Here is a 17,477-nt window from a genome sequence, read left to right on the forward strand (position 1 = left end):
TTTAGATGCTTTTATAGAATCTGTATCTGCATCTTTATCTTCTAAATAGTATACTGTCTTTATTCCAGATTGAATAATATTTCTTGCACAATCATGGCAAGGGAATAAATTTACATAAATCCTACAACCCTCTAAAGACTTTCCTCTGGCATTTAATATTGCATTTTGTTCAGCATGTACTACATATGGATATTTAGTTTCTAAAAATTCTCCTTCTCTTGACCAAGGAAAATCTTCATCACTACAACCATTTAAAAATCCATTATATCCAATAGATACGATTCTGTTATCTTTATCAACTATGCATGCTCCAACCTGAGTAGATGGATCCTTACTTCTCATTCCTGATAATAGTGAAATACCCATAAAATAATCATCCCAAGATATGTAATCAGTCCTTTTCATAATTACCTCCATTTGAATTAAAAATTTGCTTCATTAATTTCATTAACGATATAACACTCACTACCTATTTGTTTATATTCATTACTCAAAATATATTATTTTATATCAAAATTCATTTTATATAACTCTATAACATTGTCTATTAATGAGTTTATAGTAGCTTTTCCTGTACAATTTATTCTATTTGAAACAAATTTAGCTTTACCTAATGCTACAATTTCATCAACATCAAAATCTAGAATTTGCTTACCATTTACATAAGTAAATCCTACTCCGATTACAACTGCATCTTCCTTTATATCTTCTGATTTTATAAGATTTTGACGACCTACACATGAAATTATTATATCAGCCATTTTTACTAAACTAGATAAGTCTTTAGTTTTGCTATTTGCATTTATTAGAGTTGCACCTCTATTCATTAACATAGTACATAATGGCTTTCCTACATGATTTGATTTTCCTATAACTAAAGCTATTTTTCCTTCTATATCTACATTGTATTGTTCTAATAAAGAAATTACTCCTTTAGGTGTTGCTGGTGCTAATTTCTTGTCATTTCCTAAATTTATTTCACCTATCCATTCTCTAGCAAAACCATCTGCATCTACATCGTAGTTTATTGATTCCATAAGTTTTTTAGTATCTAAATGCTTAAATGTTGGTAATTGAAGTATAACGGGTATTTTTTCTTCATTACATCTATTTATTATATTTAATACATCTTCATTATTACAATGTTCTTCAAGTTTTACAACTTCTACTTTTAATCCAGCTTTCTCTCCTTCTTTTATTTTACCTTTGATATACCTTGCATTTCCTTCATCATTTGATGCATTTATTATTACAAATTCAGTTTTTTTTCCTATTGCTATTTCTATATTTTTAGTATCATTTTGATGTATCTTTATTTTATCTTCACACATTTTTATTGCATCTATTATTGTTGTCATTTTTCTCTCCTAATTAGTATTTTATTATTTATATTATATTAAATAAGATAATATAATTACAATGACTTATTCTTTATAAAATTTAATGAACTTTTTAACTCTATCCTATATTAGCTATCTGCTTAATACATATAGATTAAAATAATCTATATGTATATATTTTTATATTAAACAAATTATTTTATGTAAATTTTCTTTAAATATGTATATTATTTTGAAAAATGATAATACTTAAAATATGAACGGAAAACATACCTATCTCCCCCAGGTATATTAAAACTACAGTTCCCCCAACTGTAGTTTTTTACTTTATAAATATAAAAATAGAAAGTATCCATTTTATTGTTGGTATACTTTCTACACTATAAATACTATTAATAATTTTTATATTTTATTGCACTTTTTAATTCGTAAAATTTATATCGTTTACAATTATACTATTTGATAAAATAACCCATGATTTACACAATAAAAATATAACTTACCATGACCTGACTTACGGAATCTAAATTGCATATTCCATTCAGGGTATTGTTTTGTTATAAGGGCTCTATCACCCTTTACATATGCAACAAAAGATATATAATGTTCCTTTGTCATTTCATGTTCAGTTGTTACATATAATTCGTCTTCTACTGGTTCTATATCAAGCTTATGCCCTTCTTCTGCTTTTTTTGCAACCAATGGTTCTAGCGTCTTACCACAACAAGATATTGTAGCATTTCCTGTAGCTGTCATTAAATTCCCACATTGTGGACATACATAAAACTTTAATTTATTCATATTTCCTCCTACTAAATCGTTTAAATTTATTTGTCCAGATAATATTTGATCAATACTTACACCTAATATTTGTGATAATTCTGGAAGTAAAGAAATATCAGGACATCCTAGACCTCTTTCCCATTTACTTATTGTTTTATCACTTATATTCATTAAATCAGCTATTTGCTTTTGAGTCATGTTCTTATCTTTTCTTAATTCATATATCAAACTTCCAATTTTTTTACAATCCATCCTTATCACCTCTTAATATTAATTTAAACTAATTTGTAAGACAATTCAATAAACTAAACGTAGAGTTGTTTTGCTACTTATAAGTATTTACATATAGTATTTATTAAATATCTATATTCTATATACTATATAAACCTTCAAAATAGTTCGTTTATTAAATAATAAGAAAAGCTTATTAGTGAATGACTAATAAGCTTTTTATTATTTAATCTATAAATGTTACAACTTCTTCTAAAGGTTTACGAGGAGGTTGTTTCGGAGTATCATCTTCTGCTACCCCTAAAGAAATCATAGACATTAATTCATATCCTTCTTTTTCAAATCCTATAAGTTCTTCTATCTCTTTTTTTGCATGTGTTGGCCCTGTCATATAACAAGTTCCATATCCCATTTCAGTTGCAGCTAATAAAATATTTTCTACCGCAGCTCCTATTCCTTGTGCTGCAGATTGAGGAGATACTAATATATCTAGAACCTCTTGTGGAGCATTATTTTCTTTTAATATTTTATATTCTATCATCTTGTACTCACATGAATACACTATTATTACTACAGGAGCATGTTTAAAACATGTATAGTAGTTTATTACGCTCATATGTCTTTTAAAGTCTTTTTCATTCTTTGCAAGTTGGCCTATATTTTCATGACTTTTAGTTACTATATCAGCCATTTTATTTATTATATCTCTATTTTGTAACACTACAAAGTGCCAGTTTTGCTGATGCTTTGGAGATGGTGCATAAGTTCCCGCTTTTAACAGTTCAATTATATCTTCTTTTGGTACTGGTGTATCTTTAAATTGCCTTACACTTTTACGGTTGTATATGAAATCTAAATTTGCCATATTATTTTCTCCTCTTGTACAACTAGTTTAATTTCAAAGTAATTATATAATTATAACTATTTTATGTCAAATTTTAAAGGTTATAAACTTATATATTCACTTTTTAATAGCTATGGTTATGCTTATAGCTTATCTAAAAAGTCTAAATTACTTAAAAAATTTTACATTTTTGACATGTGATTATTAGGTAACAACTTACTTTATCTATATATCGGTTCTAACTAATTCAAAATCATCAATTGTTCCCCATGCACCACCTGGAGCCTTTATTTGTACACTTATTTTTATAATTCCATCATCTATAGGAATATTGCTAATTACTGGTGTTTGCCAATTTGCCCATCCCTGTACCATAAATTCTTTCTCGTAATATCCATTCTTAGTTTCTGCAATCAACTTCATAATACTCGAATCACCAGCATCTCCACCTTGGATGCTAGCTGATAATTGATATATTCCTTTTTCTAGTTCATTTATATTTTGATATATTTCAAAATTCATTTCTTCATCTGACCAAAAATGAGCAGCTTTTACCCCACTCTTAGGGTCATTCCACTTAATATTTACATATCCATTATTATCACTAAAGTAATCAGTTTTCCAACTACTATTGTCCTCATCTTCAAAACTCGGATTTATTACATAATTTTTACTTACTATATTTATTATAGCTTTAGTTGAAAGTTTTTTAAGTGCCTTTACCTTACTCGAAGTTATGCCATTCACTTCATAAATACCTACACCTTTTTTCTTTATAGCATTTAATTCATTTTGTGCCCATTTAACTTCAACTTCTACTTCATCACCATCATTATATTTTACTGTAACTGTTTTTGGTAACTTTATTTCTTTATATGAATTAACTGTAACTTCCACATTCTCTATTGATTCAACTGCTTTAGGTGCAGTAGCTCCTGTCATTATATATTTAAAAATATTTAATGATTCTAGTGGCTTTCCATTAAAATCAAATAATCCTTGATTATCTACAGCACTGCCACCATACCATTTACCTGCATCTTCTGAGTCATATTCACTGGCAAAACTAGATGCCCAACCCGAACCATACTTTTCCCAAATTACTTTATTATTTTCTAAATTATCAGATGTTCCTACAGGTAACCAAGCAGGTTCCCAATAAAATACACCTAGACCAGCTTCCCCAACATTAGCTACTGCTTGAAATACATTCCTTACTGATGTAGCTTGACCTTGTACTGATATCGGATAATCTAGAGTTTGCCCATTTGCAGGTGAAGTATTTCCATGTCCATCACCATCTTCATTTGTATAAACATATGAAGTTTCTGCTACCATAACTTTTTTTCCATAGTTATTAGCTATTTTCTTTAATTGAGTAGTTAGGTTATCTAAAGTCCCATGCCAAAATGGATAATATGAGCTAGCAAAAACATCATAATCTACATTATTTTCAGAAAGTTGATATGATATATTTTCATAATTACCTATTTTTTCTGGATTTGTAAAGTGTAATGCAACTAAAATATTTGAATCTATTTCACGTACTGCCTTACTTCCTGCATTAAATAGTTTCGATATTTTACTCCACTCAGATTCTCCAACAAATTTACCATTTGTTTCATTACCTATTTGAACCATACCTATATCTATACCTTCAGATATAAGCTTTTCTAAACTTTCCTTTGTATACTGATATAAAGCTATTTCTTTTTCTCCTATAGTGTAATTTTGCCACTCCTTTGGTGCTTTTTGTTTTTCAGGATCAGCCCAAAAATCTGAGTAATGAAAGTCTATAAGAACTTTCATATTATTTGCTGTTGCACGCTTTCCTATTTCAATAGCTTTGTCTAAATCATTATTTCCGCCACCATATCCATTCCCATCTTTATCATATGGATTATTCCATACCCTTACTCTAACGTAATTTACACCTGATTGTGATAAAGTTTTAAAAATGTCTTGTTCTTTATTATTGAAATCATAAAATTTTACTCCACTGTCCTCTAAAGAAACTATACTTGATATATCTACACCTTTTATAGTATCATCAGAGATTCCTTCAACTTTTTCTACGTTAATACTAGATTGCACCTCCATATGCTGACCAACTGAAATAGCATTAGATTCAATAAATTTTACTTGAGTAGTACATAGTGAGGTTATCAAACCACACATAAGTAATCTTACTTTACTTTTCATATTCATTTATCTATACCCCTTATAAAATAGTTATTCTCTTATATAGAATTTATTGCTCTAAGTTGATTGTCTTATAAATCCATAAAAAGTCTTCTAACTAAATATTTTAGATGAAGACTTTTTATATTGTTTACTTATTCTTTTTTAATACATATACACCATAAGGTTTCATTATATTTAATATTTCAGCCTCTTTACCTAAAATTAAATCTATATATGAACCCTTTATTTCTATATTTTTTTCTTCTTCTGTAAAATTCATTACAAAGTAGTATTTTGCATCTTCATTTTCCCTAATTTGAATGGATATTCCACATTCAGAAATAAAATCTTCTACTTCATTAATATCTAAGTCTTTTACTATTTTATCATAAAATTTAGATAAAAACTCTTGATTCGTTCTAGCACCTATAAAGTAAGCCTTTCCTTTCTCAAGGTTATTTTTAGTAATAGCTGGAGTATTTTTATAGAAATCTTCTTCATATTTAGCTAATACTTCAGCTTCTTTTGCTTCTATTATAGTACAGTAATCAACTACTTCAAAACTTTCATTGCCAAACTTTATGCTATTTCTATCTTTCGGATAAAGCGTATCTATTTCCTTTACATCAATTCCATATATTTCTTGTAATGTTTTTGGCCATCCACCTAGGTAAGTTAAATCAGTTTCATTCACTAATCCGCTTAAGTAAGATCCTACCAGTACTCCTCCATTTTTAACGTAGTCTCTAAACCTATCCATAGTTTCTTCCGTCATCATATACATCATAGGTGCCACTACCAAGCTATACTTAGATAGATCTTGTTGTGGAGTAACTACATCTACAGATATATTTTTATCCCAGAAGTATTTATAGTGTGATTGTAAGGTTTGAGGGTATCTTCTAGACTCCTTCCCAAAACCTTGAGCATCTTTAAGTGCCCAATCATTCTCCCAATCATATATGATTGCAACTTTAGATTGTTTCATACTTCCTTTGATTTCTTTTATTTTATCTAATATCTCTCCTACTTGAGATACTTCTTTAAAGACTCTGTTTTCTTCTGAATTATCATGGTCTACTACTGCTCCATGGAATTTTTCAGAAGATCCTCTAGATTTTCTCCATTGAAAATATAGCACGCTATCAGAACCATGAGCTAACAATTGCATAGACGCAAGTGTATGCATTCCCGGTCTTTTCGCTTTATTAACATTGTGCCAGTTTACGCCACTTGGAGTACATTCCATAATTAAAAATGGTTGCTGTTTTAAACTACGATATAAATCATTTATAAAACCAACTTTAGTAGCTAAATCTTTTGTAGTTTCCCAATCATTATGCCATGCTGGGTAACAATCCCAACTTAATATATCTACATGTTTTGAGAATTTTTCATAGTTTAAACTTTGAAATGGTATTAAGTCATCTGTATCTGCCATGAAGTTCGTTGTTATTGGTACATTAGGTGTAAGTTCTCTCAAAGGCTTAGCTTCATTTTCATAAAAATCTATAGTTTGATCAGTTACAAATCTCTTCCAATCTAAATTTAAACCATGAACAGCATTTTCCCCTATAGATGATGGAGATTCAATTTGCGACCAATCAGTATATGTATGACTCCAAAATGGCCCCCACCAAGCTTTATTTACATTTTCTATAGTTTTATATTTATTTTTTAACCAATCTCTAAAATTTTCTTGGCATAGTTCACAATGACAATCTCCACTATATTCATTTGATACATGCCACATTATTAATGCAGGGTGATTTCCATATCTTTCTGCTAATTTATAATTCATTTTTTGAGTTTTTTCTCTATATATTGGTGATGAGAAACAGTGATTATGTCTTCCTCCATGAAGCATTTTTTCTCTTCTATCATTTGTTCTAAGTACTTCAGGATACTTTTCAGACAGCCAAGCAGGTCTCGCTCCACTTGGAGTGGCAAGTATTACCCTGCCACCTTGATTATAAACATCATCTATTATTTTATCTAGCCATTCAAAGTTATAATTTCCTTCTGTTGGCTCTAATGCACTCCATGCAAATATTCCAACAGTCATAGTATTTACATTTGCTAACTTCATAAGCCTCAGATCATCTTTTAATATATCTGGATAATCTAACCATTGATCTGGATTATAATCTCCACCATGAAGTAACCTCTTTTCATTATTGTATATATTTTTCATATTTGCTCCCCCATTTAACCTTTAGTTCCACCTGCTGTTAAGCTAGACACAAAATGTTTTTGTAGTGATAAAAATACTATTACTATAGGTATACTTATTAATATGGCTCCTGCTGCAAAAGTCGTATAACTTGCTCCCATTTTATCGCTAACTAATTTATATAATCCTATTGGCAAGGTATATGATTCTGGATTTCTCAGTATAACTGATGAAAGAGCAAAATCTCCAAGTGGTCCTGTAAATCCATTCATTGCTACTACCGCTAACATAGGTCTTGATAAAGGTATTATTATTTGCCAGAATATCCTAGTTCTGCTAGCACCATCGATTCTAGCGCTCTCGTCTAAATCCATTGGTATTGTATCCATATATCCTTTTAATAGATAAGAATTCATTGGTATTTGTCCACCTACATATATTAAAATTAATAACCAGTGACTATTAATTAATCCTAACATTTGCCCTAATACAAATATTGCTGTAAGGGCTGAAAATTGTGGTATCATTTGTAAAAGCATAAATAATGTAAGTCCATTTTTTCTTCCTTTAAATCTAAATCTAGAAAAAGCATAAGCTGTAAAAGAAACAGATATTAAAGAAAGTAACATTGTAAATACACTTATTTTTAAAGAGTTTAAATACCATTGTTTATAAAATAAATTGCCTTCTCCTGCAAATAACTTAACGTAATGTTCATTTGTAGGATTTTTAGGTATTATGCTAGTACTTACTAAACTATTTCCAGGATTAAAGCTTGCTCCTATTGTCCATAAAAGAGGATAAATAATTATTACGCACACTGCAATTAATAATATATATGCTAAGGCTCTTTTACCTCTACCCCTGTTACTTAACTTTTCTTTGCTTAACATCATATTACACTACCTCCTTAAATGATTTTGTTCTTTTAAATTGCCATATAGCAATTCCTATAACAAAAACAGATAGAAGTAAAGTTAATGCAGCTGCTAACGCATATTGTCCTGATTGCATTGTTAATTTATATATCCAAGATACTAAAATATCTGTACCTCCTGCTGTTGAGCTTGGAACTGCAGGGCCACCAGCATTAAATAGATATATAATATTAAAGTTATTAAAGTTAAATGTATATTGAGTTATAATAATTGGAGCTATAGAATATAAGATTAATGGTAATGTTATATTCTTAAACTTTTGAATAGAAGTAGCTCCATCTATAGTCGCAGCTTCATATAAATCTTCTGGTATTGACTGTAATACACCTGTTGTAACTATAAATATATATGGGAATCCTAACCAACTTTGAATTAAAAGTAATGCTATTCTAGTCCATGGAGCACTTGTAAGCCATGGTATAGGATCCAATCCAAACATAGGTAAGATAGAGTTATTTATAGCACCAAATGTATCATTAAATAAACCTGTAAATATTAATATCGTTACAAATCCAGGTACTGCCCATGGTAATACTAGGATAGTTCTAAAAAACTTTTTAAAACGTAGTCCTTTTTGATGTACTACAACAGCTAAGAAAATACCTATAGATATTTGAAGTGTTGAAGCTACTAATGTCCATACGATGGTCCATCCTAGAACATCAAAGAAAGTTGATCTCCATATATCTACTGTAAATATTTGTTTTAATGTATCTAAACCTACCCAATCAACTAAGCTAGCTGGTGGAGAATGATATAGATCATAATTTGTAAATACTAATGCAAAACTAAATAATATAGGAAATATTACAGAAAAAACTAATAATACAAATGCTGGACTAGTTATAAAGTAAGGATACCCTTCTGCCATAAGTATTTGATATTGTTCTCTTACTGAATATACATTAAATCCTTCATCTCTTCTTTTACCATTAGAGTATGCATCTTTTATGTTCAATCCATAAAATAATATTCCAAATCCTGTTACTATTATAGCTATTAAACCTTCAGCTAAAAGGAATATTGAGTTATCCCTTGGAACCTCTACACCTAAGGTAAATATTCCCCAATAACCCATATTAAATAAATCCTTAAATACAAAGCCAAAAGCTAAAAAGAAAACTAAAAACATTATTCCTTTAATAACCTGCTTATTATATATTTGACCAAGCCCTGGTATTATAGATAGTAATGCAGCATTTTTACTATGCTTTGTAGTCCTCTGTTTAGTTGACATTTGTTCCATGTATTTCCCCTCCCTCTATATTAAAATTCTATATATTTATTTTATTTTTTTATCGCAGCTATTGTATTTTTTATAGTCGTTACTGCAGTATCTAAAGCTGATTTTGGAGCTGATTTTCCAGTTGCTATTGTTTGTAAAGCTGAATCAATTGGCTCCCATACAGAATTCATTTCTGTTATCCCAGGTGTTAATTCTGCATATTGAGATTGCTCAGCAACAGCTTTTGCACTTTCACTTGCCATTATTGATTCATCTTCTGCTAACGTTTTTACAGCAGGAACTTCTTGAGTAACTTCAAATCTAGCTTTTGAGTTTTCTTCGTTAGCTAAAAATTCAACTAATTCTTCTGCTAATTCAGGGTTTTTGCTATATGAACTTACATTGTAACTTTTAACCCCTATTAAAGATCCCATATGTTCACCATTTGGAAGCATTGGTAATTCCCTAACCCCATAATTGATTCCAGCTGCTTTATATGGATCTATATTCCAAGGTCCAGATATTACTGCTGCTGCCTTACCTTCTGTAAATAAAGAATCTAATGTGCTTATACCTTGTTCACCTATAATACCTTTTGGGAATACTCCACTCTTATAGAATTGTTCTATGTATTGAGCTGCTTCTACTGCCCCATCATTATTTAAACCTATATCCTCTGCATTAAAACTTCCCTCACTATTTTTTCCAAATATATATCCACCATATCCACTCATAACCCCTTGAGCGTAATATATTTGATCCCATAATGCTAATAGTCCATAATTTCCATCTTTAGTTACTTTCTTAGAATACTCTAACCACTCATCAGTCGTTTGTGGTAATTCTTCATCCTTTATTAAGTCTTTATTATAATATAGTATTTGTGTTTCAACAGCTTTTGGTAAACCATACACTTTTCCATCTATTATTTGAGATTCCATAGCTGAATCAGTATAAATTTCCTTTGTACTATCATCTATATCTAATTCTTTAAGTAATCCTGAAGTTACTGCTGTACCAACTTGATCTCCTGGAATAGTTATTACATCAGCACCTGTACCCGCTGGTCCATCTAATCGTAAATCCTCTATTTGATTTGCATAAGTTTTTTCAACTACCTTTATCTTTACACCCTTTTCTTCTTCAAATTTCTTTACTGCTTCTTCAATACCTTTCGATTTATCTTGATCTTCCCAAACTAATAAGTCATATTCTCCATTGCCTTTATTCTTATTAGAAGATGAATCACTAGTATCACTTGATGGTCCACAACCTACCATACTTACTACTAATGCTCCACAAACTACTAGAGCGTAAAATCTTTTAATCATAAACACCACTTCCCCCTTTACTTTTTAGAAAACGTTTCTTTAATTTAATTATATACTAAGTATATTTCGTTTGTAAATAAATTTAGTAATTTTATTTACTAAATTAGTAAACATAATTACTAAATTTATTTACTAGAAATTCTTTACTAGTATATAAAAATTGTTTTATAATAAAATTATTAAGTAAAAAATTATTTGGAGGTTTAAATGATTACTATAAAAGAAATAGCTCAACAAGCTGGCTTTTCTCCATCTACAGTTTCTAGATTATTAAGTAATGATCCCTCATTATCTGTTTCACCTGAAACTAAACAAAAAATTTTAAACACAGCCCTTTCATTAGGATATGAGAGAAAATATATAAAGACGATTATAGAAAAAATTGCTCTACTATTTTGGATTACTGAAATAGAAGAATTAGAAGATATATATTTTAAAGATATGCGTTTAAAAATCGAGAAGTATGCAAATGAGAATAACATGGAGCTTGTCACAATCAAGAAAGAAAGTGGTATTAGTAAAATCCCTAAAGATATAAATGGGTTTATTGCTATTGGCAGTTTTTCTGAAAAGGAAATTTCTAAACTATTAAAAATTACTAAAAATGGTGTTTTTATTGATTCTAATCCTGCTCCTGATTATTACGATTCTGTACAACCTAATACACCATTAATAACTAAAAAGGCTATAGATTATTTTATAAAAAATGGTCATAGCAATATTGGATTTATAGGCGGTACATTCCATAATCCTAATACAGACTTAGAAGAAAAAGATATCAGAGAAGTAGCATTTAGATATTATATGCAAAAAATTGGATATTTCAACGAAGATAATATTTTTATTGAACCAAATTTTTCTGTAGACAGTGGATATAAATCTGCAAAAAAAGCTATAGAAAACTTAAAGGATAAGTTACCTACAGCATTCTTTGTTGCATCTGATCCAATAGCTATCGGAGTTTTACAAGCTCTCAATGAATATAATATACCAGTTCCTTCAAGGGTGAGTGTTATTAGTATAAATAATATTGATGTTTCTAAATATGTTTCACCGCCTTTAAGCACCTTCAATATAGATATTAATGAGTTATGTAAAACAGCTATTAATTTACTTTCTGAAAGAATAATTGAAGATAGAAAACTTCAAAAGACAATTTATCTTAATTGTGAGCTTGTAGTTAGAAAAAGTTTTATAATAAAGTAAAAAATACAACTTCTCAAAATGAGAAAATATATGATTTTTATTGTTAAGTAATTTTCACCATGATAAATATAATAACATATATAAACTTATAATTAATCTTTTGATGTTATTATATATAAATTTAATAAATGTCATCTTAATCTAATGGATGTATTATTTCTTCTAATAAAAAAGATATTAGCATTTTCGCCAATATCTTTTTTAATTTTATGAAGTTCTATTAATATGTAGCTTCTCTCTTAAATTTCTATAATATGTCCTAAATAAAGATGAAATAACAATAACTCCAAGAGCTATCGCTCCACTTGCTAAAAGAACATTAGCACCGGTAGTAAAAGCTAATTGAAAATCCTCCTCTACAACATAAGACATTGTATTATATAATCCAAGACCTGGTATTAATGTTATTATTCCAGGAACTATAAATAATATAGTAGGCTTTTTCATCTTCCTTGCTAATATTTCACTTAATAATGCTGCAATAGATGCTGCTATAAAATTTGAAGTCATCATATCTATATTAATTCTCATTAAAAGTACATATATAACCCATGATATCATGCCTATAGAACCAGCTACATAAAGTGTCTTCTTTGGGGAATTTAGAAATACTGCAAATCCAACTGCTGCTAAATATGAAAATATCACATGTATATACATCGGCATCCAAATCATTATAATACGCCTCCAAATCTAACATATATATTCATTGCTATACCAACACCTACTGCAATAGCTGTGGCTATAATTCCTGCATCAATTGCTCGTCCTACTCCTGACATAAGTTCACCTGATACTAAATCTCTTATAGCCTTTATAAATGGTACTCCTGGTAAAAGAGGCATTATTGACCCTACTATCAACATCTTAGGTGTATCTAATATTTTAATTTCTACAAGACCTACACCACAAAGTCCTATAATTATGGATGATACTAATGTAGCAAAAACAGGTATGTTACTTATTTTTTTAACTTCGTTATATGTAGTCATAGCCATCACTGATGTTATAAGAGTTAACATAAATGTTAATGCATTATCTCCTCCGACTAATACAGCAAAACTAGATGAACCAATTGCTGTCCATATATTTATAGCGTTTTGCGTATGAGGTGATTTTTCTTCTAAGTTTTCTAACTCTTCTATTGCATCTTCTATTGACATATCCGTTTGGCTAACAAATTTTCTAGAAAAATCATTTAACAAATCTATTTTATTTAAATTTATAGATCTACCTTCTATTACTTTCATAAATGTATATCCATCAAATCTATCATCAGATACTATAATTGTATTAGGTGCCATAAATATATTTATATGCGTAAATCCTCGTGAACTACAAATTCTTTTTATAGTATCATCTACCCTATAAGTTTCAGCTCCATTTCTAAGCATTAGTTGTCCTATAAATGTAGCTAATCTTAAAACATCTTTTTTATATTTATGAGTATTATTATCAGCCATAAATACCACCTTATTCGTTTATTTTATAGAAATAAATTAATCCGTTGTGCTAGTTAAATTTTACAATAATAAAACTCCAACAAATATAGTACCCTAAGATTATCACCAATCTAAAGGAGGGTTACTACAATGTTGGAGCTTAATAATTATTATATCCAGAAAGTAGAAAATTTAACGGATTTATTTACTATAATTTTTACAATAGTCGATGATATATATAATGATATCATACCTATAAGTATTAGAAATAGACGTAATATCAAAGATAGCAAACTTTGCGATAGTGAAATAATAACTATAAGTATAGTTGGTGAACTTCTAACTATAGATTCAGAAAAAGCATTTTTCAGCTTATTGAGTAGAGAATATTCAAAACTATTTCCAAAGTTAGGAGATAGAACTAGATTTAATAGGACAAAACGAAATTTACATTCTGTAATTAATGAAATAAGAGAGTATATTTCATTGTATATTCAATCTTATTCGAATAATATAAGAGTTATAGATAGTATGCCGATTCCAGTTTGTGAGTTTGGCAGAGCACATTTCAGTAAATGTTTTAAAGGCGAAGCCTCTTATGGAGTATGTCCATCAAAAAAACAAACCTATTTTGGCTTTAAGTTTCACGCACTTACTACAATAGATGGTTTCTTAACTGACTATGTTATAACGCCTGCAAATGTTGATGATAGAAATGCAGTATGGGATTTATGTGACAAATATAATTCAATTTCTATTATAGGTGATAAAGGTTACATTAACAAAAGGCTAACGCCTGAGTTAAAAACTGAAAAAGATATAAATTTATTATTTTTATAGTAGTCGAACTTAAAAAAGTTCGACTACTATATTTAATTATATACAAAAATACCCTATAGAGTAGACCTTTTTATTAGCTGTCTACTCTATAGGGTACATTTTAAATTTCAAGAGCTTTTCTATTTATATTATTTATTAATATAAGTGAGTAATTTAAAATTTCTACTTTAAGTTTTAATAATAATCAATAATACCACAAGCCCATCTCGCACCTGAATTTCCTGCTGGTTGTGAAGTAAAATCATCATATCCTGCATGAAGTATGAAAGATTTACCTATAACCTCATCTACAGTAAATCTATTAGTAAATGTTGAAAGTATTCCTATACCATTAGCTGATAGAACCGGTGGTAAATCACCTGCATGCATAGGATGTTCTACATTACTTGGATTATAATGAGATTTTGCAGCAGTAAATGGCTCATTATTATTACCAATAGAACAATCTCCAACCTCATGAATATGAAGTCCATGGAAAGAACTTGCTTGATTATTTACATTAGGTATACCTGTTATATATACCTTTATATATACTCCTTCATCTAATTGGTATAAATATATAGTTCCCCTTATACAAGGTGCTAAAGTTCCACCTTTTATTTGAGCATATGCATTTGGTTTAGATGGTTTATATGTTGAAAATATCTTTTGTATATCGTATTTAGGACAAGATGTATCCATAATATACCTCCTAATAATATAATCAATTATCACGATACATATTATGATTTATCCTTATTTTATGTTAATATTGTCTCTTTATATTTTATTAGTAAGCTATGTTTTAAATGAATGTTGAAAATAATACAATATAATTAACTTCGTAATTGTTATATATTAAGAACTTAATAATAAATTTATTTTTTTGTTTATTTTTTCAATTAATGTAGTATAATATGAATACAGATAAAATAAAAAAGAAACCACAATCTAGTGGTGTAGAGTAGTGGTTTCTAGTATAGACTATTTAAAGAATTTAAACTTAACTTTGAATTCAAATTCCAAACCACTTTTTCTATTTGCACTAGAAGAGTGGTTTTTTATTTTATCATATATGTAGTTGGTAGCTAAACCAATACAGATAGAACTAATAAGTCATAAGATAAAATTTATCATTAGTTCCATATAGAATACACCTCCTTCCTACTTACTGTAGGAACTAGAACTATATGAAACCACCACTCATAGATTGCAGTTTCTTATGGTGTACTATATCATACAAAAGTAATTAAATGTAACATTTTATATAAAATTAGTTCATATTTGTGAAAAATATTATCCTATTATTCATAATTGCCATACATTAGTACTTTTAATAATTTAAACTATAGTGTATGGTTATTTTTAACTTATAGTTAGTTCGTAATATTAATATAATGCGAACTAAATCAAGAGTTGCATTTGTTTATTCATACAACTCTTGATTTTTTATTATTCAAAATTTATCTAATTTCAACATTGTGTTAAAACATAGCCTAAATTTAAATATTTACTATAAGATAGTATGAATAATTTAAATAATAATATTTATAACATTGGTTGCTGGTTATTCATTGAATATCCATCATCTCTAACATCACTCATATCTATAGTATCTTCTTTAACTTCAACCTTGCTAAGTTTTTTAACTGCTCCATAAGGATTATTTAATGATAATTTATCTCCTCTTCCCGAAATAACCCATAAAACCTTATATCCTCTAGGTATAACTTCTAGTCTATCTTCTCCCTTACCATCAGTAAAATAAACTAATAAATTAAGTTTTTTCTTATTAGCATATTCAAAAACTGGAGTAAACTTAGTACCACCTCTTATATTAATTCTTTCTTTTATATCTTTTACAGATTTAACTTTATAGGCACGTCTAATTTCATTGTCACATTCTATAATAGTAATTTCATGATTATAGTTTTTTACTATTTGAAGAACTTCCTTAATAGCTTGTTTAAATTCTTCATCACTAATACTTCCACTTGTATCAATTGCAACAGCAATTTCTGCTTTATGTCCTCTAAGCTCTCCTCTTAAATCCAGTCTATTTGGTTGTCTTCTATTTCTTCTTGTTATAGTTTTCTTTCTATTGCTTTCAACTGTACCCATAAGTTTTTTAAGATATAAGTTCCAAGGTAACTCTCCCTTACTGTTTTTTAAAGCCGAAATTAATCCTCCTAAATAGTTTGGTATTTCACCTTTTTGAGATAAACTAACAAATTTCTCTGTAAATTCTTTAAGAGTTTTTTCATCTATCTCATCAGATTCTTCCCAAATATCATGAGTATGCTCTGGATTATATTCAGTTTCTATATTTTCATTTTCATGATTATCAACTTCTTCACCATTTTCATCAACTTCTTGTAAATCAAGTTCTGTTTGAATCTTTTCTACATAATATTCAAATGATTCATATGGTTCAAGTTTTAAGTTATAATTTGAATTTAACCATTGAAGTGTTGTTGCATATGGTGGTAAATAGTTTAAATATTGATTTACTACTACATCCATTGCAATATTAATAGCTAATGTACTATACTTATTTTTTAATTCTTTTCCTCTTAATAAATGCAGCGATAGTATATGAAGTATTTCATGCTTAATAGTACTTTCCATCTGTTTCATATCAAGGCTTAAAAAGATTATTGGATTAAAATATATTACATATTTAGCACCTTTAAAGTTTACAGCAGTTGGACTACTTATATCAAATCTAATATCTCTTAAAGTTTGAAATAAAAAGTATCCATAAAAGTTATCTTTATCTTCCATAAGACTTAAATTAACTTTGTCTACTAATTTAAAAAAATCATCTTTAAAGTCTTGTGGTATATCTATATCAAAATTTTCACCTTTTTTATTTGCCTTTAACATAGCATAAGTATTTATTATTTCTTCTGCTTTGTTGTAAAGGCATTTTGCTTGTTTATCAAAATAACTTTCCATAGA

Annotated in this window: 15 protein-coding genes; 2 read left to right on the forward strand and 13 right to left on the reverse strand. The window is 28.6% G+C overall.

Annotated features, from left to right (window positions below; translation table 11 throughout):
- The 9 genes from Q5F54_RS02025 to Q5F54_RS02065 form a co-directional block, all read right to left on the reverse strand.
- On the reverse strand, nt 1-405 hold a 405-nt coding region (locus tag Q5F54_RS02025), incomplete at its 3' end, for a dCMP deaminase family protein (RefSeq protein ID WP_302333922.1).
- Between the two features lie 95 nt (nt 406-500).
- Complete coding sequence (locus Q5F54_RS02030; protein ID WP_281537512.1) at nt 501-1,358, reverse strand: bifunctional 5,10-methylenetetrahydrofolate dehydrogenase/5,10-methenyltetrahydrofolate cyclohydrolase; 858 nt, start codon at nt 1,356-1,358, stop codon at nt 501-503.
- Between the two features lie 432 nt (nt 1,359-1,790).
- Complete coding sequence (locus Q5F54_RS02035) at nt 1,791-2,375, reverse strand: helix-turn-helix domain-containing protein (RefSeq protein WP_281537833.1); 585 nt, start codon at nt 2,373-2,375, stop codon at nt 1,791-1,793.
- Nucleotides 2,376-2,580: 205 nt separating this feature from the next.
- Nucleotides 2,581-3,219: a nitroreductase family protein gene (locus tag Q5F54_RS02040; RefSeq protein WP_281537834.1), complete on the reverse strand. Its 639-nt coding sequence runs from the start codon at nt 3,217-3,219 to the stop codon at nt 2,581-2,583.
- A gap of 204 nt (nt 3,220-3,423) precedes the next feature.
- Nucleotides 3,424-5,406, reverse strand: a complete 1,983-nt coding sequence (locus Q5F54_RS02045) for a glycosyl hydrolase 53 family protein (protein WP_302333923.1) — start codon at nt 5,404-5,406, stop codon at nt 3,424-3,426.
- 124 nt (nt 5,407-5,530) lie between these two features.
- On the reverse strand, nt 5,531-7,576 hold the full coding sequence (locus tag Q5F54_RS02050) for a beta-galactosidase (RefSeq protein WP_281537836.1): 2,046 nt from the start codon (nt 7,574-7,576) through the stop codon (nt 5,531-5,533).
- A gap of 14 nt (nt 7,577-7,590) precedes the next feature.
- Nucleotides 7,591-8,451, reverse strand: coding sequence for a sugar ABC transporter permease (locus Q5F54_RS02055; RefSeq protein ID WP_281537837.1), 861 nt, complete (start codon nt 8,449-8,451; stop codon nt 7,591-7,593).
- 1 nt (nt 8,452) lies between these two features.
- Complete coding sequence (locus Q5F54_RS02060; protein ID WP_281537838.1) at nt 8,453-9,739, reverse strand: sugar ABC transporter permease; 1,287 nt, start codon at nt 9,737-9,739, stop codon at nt 8,453-8,455.
- Between the two features lie 41 nt (nt 9,740-9,780).
- Nucleotides 9,781-11,049 (reverse strand): extracellular solute-binding protein, encoded by a 1,269-nt coding sequence (locus Q5F54_RS02065; protein ID WP_281537839.1) that lies wholly within the window; start codon nt 11,047-11,049, stop codon nt 9,781-9,783.
- Between the two features lie 207 nt (nt 11,050-11,256).
- On the opposite strand from Q5F54_RS02065, the gene Q5F54_RS02070 reads away from it, so the two are divergent.
- Nucleotides 11,257-12,255: a LacI family DNA-binding transcriptional regulator gene (locus Q5F54_RS02070; RefSeq protein ID WP_281537840.1), complete on the forward strand. Its 999-nt coding sequence runs from the start codon at nt 11,257-11,259 to the stop codon at nt 12,253-12,255.
- Nucleotides 12,256-12,462: 207 nt separating this feature from the next.
- On the opposite strand, the gene Q5F54_RS02075 is transcribed toward Q5F54_RS02070, so the two are convergent.
- Both Q5F54_RS02075 and Q5F54_RS02080 read right to left on the reverse strand, forming a co-directional pair.
- Nucleotides 12,463-12,930 carry a threonine/serine exporter family protein gene (locus tag Q5F54_RS02075; RefSeq protein ID WP_281537841.1) on the reverse strand — a complete coding sequence of 156 codons (468 nt, stop codon included), beginning with the start codon at nt 12,928-12,930 and terminating at the stop codon, nt 12,463-12,465.
- Nucleotides 12,930-13,718, reverse strand: a complete 789-nt coding sequence (locus tag Q5F54_RS02080; protein WP_281537842.1) for a threonine/serine exporter ThrE family protein — start codon at nt 13,716-13,718, stop codon at nt 12,930-12,932. The genes Q5F54_RS02075 and Q5F54_RS02080 overlap by 1 nt, the downstream gene beginning before the upstream one ends.
- Nucleotides 13,719-13,847: 129 nt before the next feature.
- Here Q5F54_RS02080 and Q5F54_RS02085 point away from each other — a divergent pair, with 129 nt between their 5' ends.
- Nucleotides 13,848-14,537 (forward strand): IS982 family transposase, encoded by a 690-nt coding sequence (locus Q5F54_RS02085; protein ID WP_288526336.1) that lies wholly within the window; start codon nt 13,848-13,850, stop codon nt 14,535-14,537.
- Between the two features lie 174 nt (nt 14,538-14,711).
- Here Q5F54_RS02085 and Q5F54_RS02090 read toward each other — a convergent pair whose 3' ends face one another.
- The gene (locus Q5F54_RS02090; RefSeq protein ID WP_302333924.1) at nt 14,712-15,218 is read right to left on the reverse strand and encodes a superoxide dismutase family protein; all 507 of its coding nucleotides are present in this window, start codon (nt 15,216-15,218) and stop codon (nt 14,712-14,714) included.
- A gap of 846 nt (nt 15,219-16,064) precedes the next feature.
- On the reverse strand, nt 16,065-17,474 hold the full coding sequence (locus Q5F54_RS02095) for a VWA-like domain-containing protein (RefSeq protein WP_302333925.1): 1,410 nt from the start codon (nt 17,472-17,474) through the stop codon (nt 16,065-16,067).
- Between the last annotated feature and the right edge of the window lie 3 nt (nt 17,475-17,477).

Origin of the sequence: uncultured Romboutsia sp. (genome assembly GCF_958366745.1) — a bacterium.
In the GTDB taxonomy this organism is placed as follows: Bacteria; Bacillota; Clostridia; order Peptostreptococcales; family Peptostreptococcaceae; genus Romboutsia; species Romboutsia timonensis.

Bases quoted from the DNA above. Each gene is read 5' to 3' on its own strand.
- Q5F54_RS02030 (WP_281537512.1), bottom strand. From the start codon at position 1,358: ATGACAACAATAATAGATGCAATAAAAATGTGTGAAGATAAAATAAAG.
- Q5F54_RS02035 (WP_281537833.1), bottom strand. From the start codon at position 2,375: ATGGATTGTAAAAAAATTGGAAGTTTGATATATGAATTAAGAAAAGAT.
- Q5F54_RS02040 (WP_281537834.1), bottom strand. From the start codon at position 3,219: ATGGCAAATTTAGATTTCATATACAACCGTAAAAGTGTAAGGCAATTT.
- Q5F54_RS02045 (WP_302333923.1), bottom strand. From the start codon at position 5,406: ATGAATATGAAAAGTAAAGTAAGATTACTTATGTGTGGTTTGATAACC.
- Q5F54_RS02050 (WP_281537836.1), bottom strand. From the start codon at position 7,576: ATGAAAAATATATACAATAATGAAAAGAGGTTACTTCATGGTGGAGAT.
- Q5F54_RS02055 (WP_281537837.1), bottom strand. From the start codon at position 8,451: ATGATGTTAAGCAAAGAAAAGTTAAGTAACAGGGGTAGAGGTAAAAGA.
- Q5F54_RS02060 (WP_281537838.1), bottom strand. From the start codon at position 9,739: ATGGAACAAATGTCAACTAAACAGAGGACTACAAAGCATAGTAAAAAT.
- Q5F54_RS02065 (WP_281537839.1), bottom strand. From the start codon at position 11,049: ATGATTAAAAGATTTTACGCTCTAGTAGTTTGTGGAGCATTAGTAGTA.
- Q5F54_RS02070 (WP_281537840.1), top strand. From the start codon at position 11,257: ATGATTACTATAAAAGAAATAGCTCAACAAGCTGGCTTTTCTCCATCT.
- Q5F54_RS02075 (WP_281537841.1), bottom strand. From the start codon at position 12,930: ATGATTTGGATGCCGATGTATATACATGTGATATTTTCATATTTAGCA.
- Q5F54_RS02080 (WP_281537842.1), bottom strand. From the start codon at position 13,718: ATGGCTGATAATAATACTCATAAATATAAAAAAGATGTTTTAAGATTA.
- Q5F54_RS02085 (WP_288526336.1), top strand. From the start codon at position 13,848: ATGTTGGAGCTTAATAATTATTATATCCAGAAAGTAGAAAATTTAACG.
- Q5F54_RS02090 (WP_302333924.1), bottom strand. From the start codon at position 15,218: ATGGATACATCTTGTCCTAAATACGATATACAAAAGATATTTTCAACA.
- Q5F54_RS02095 (WP_302333925.1), bottom strand. From the start codon at position 17,474: ATGGAAAGTTATTTTGATAAACAAGCAAAATGCCTTTACAACAAAGCA.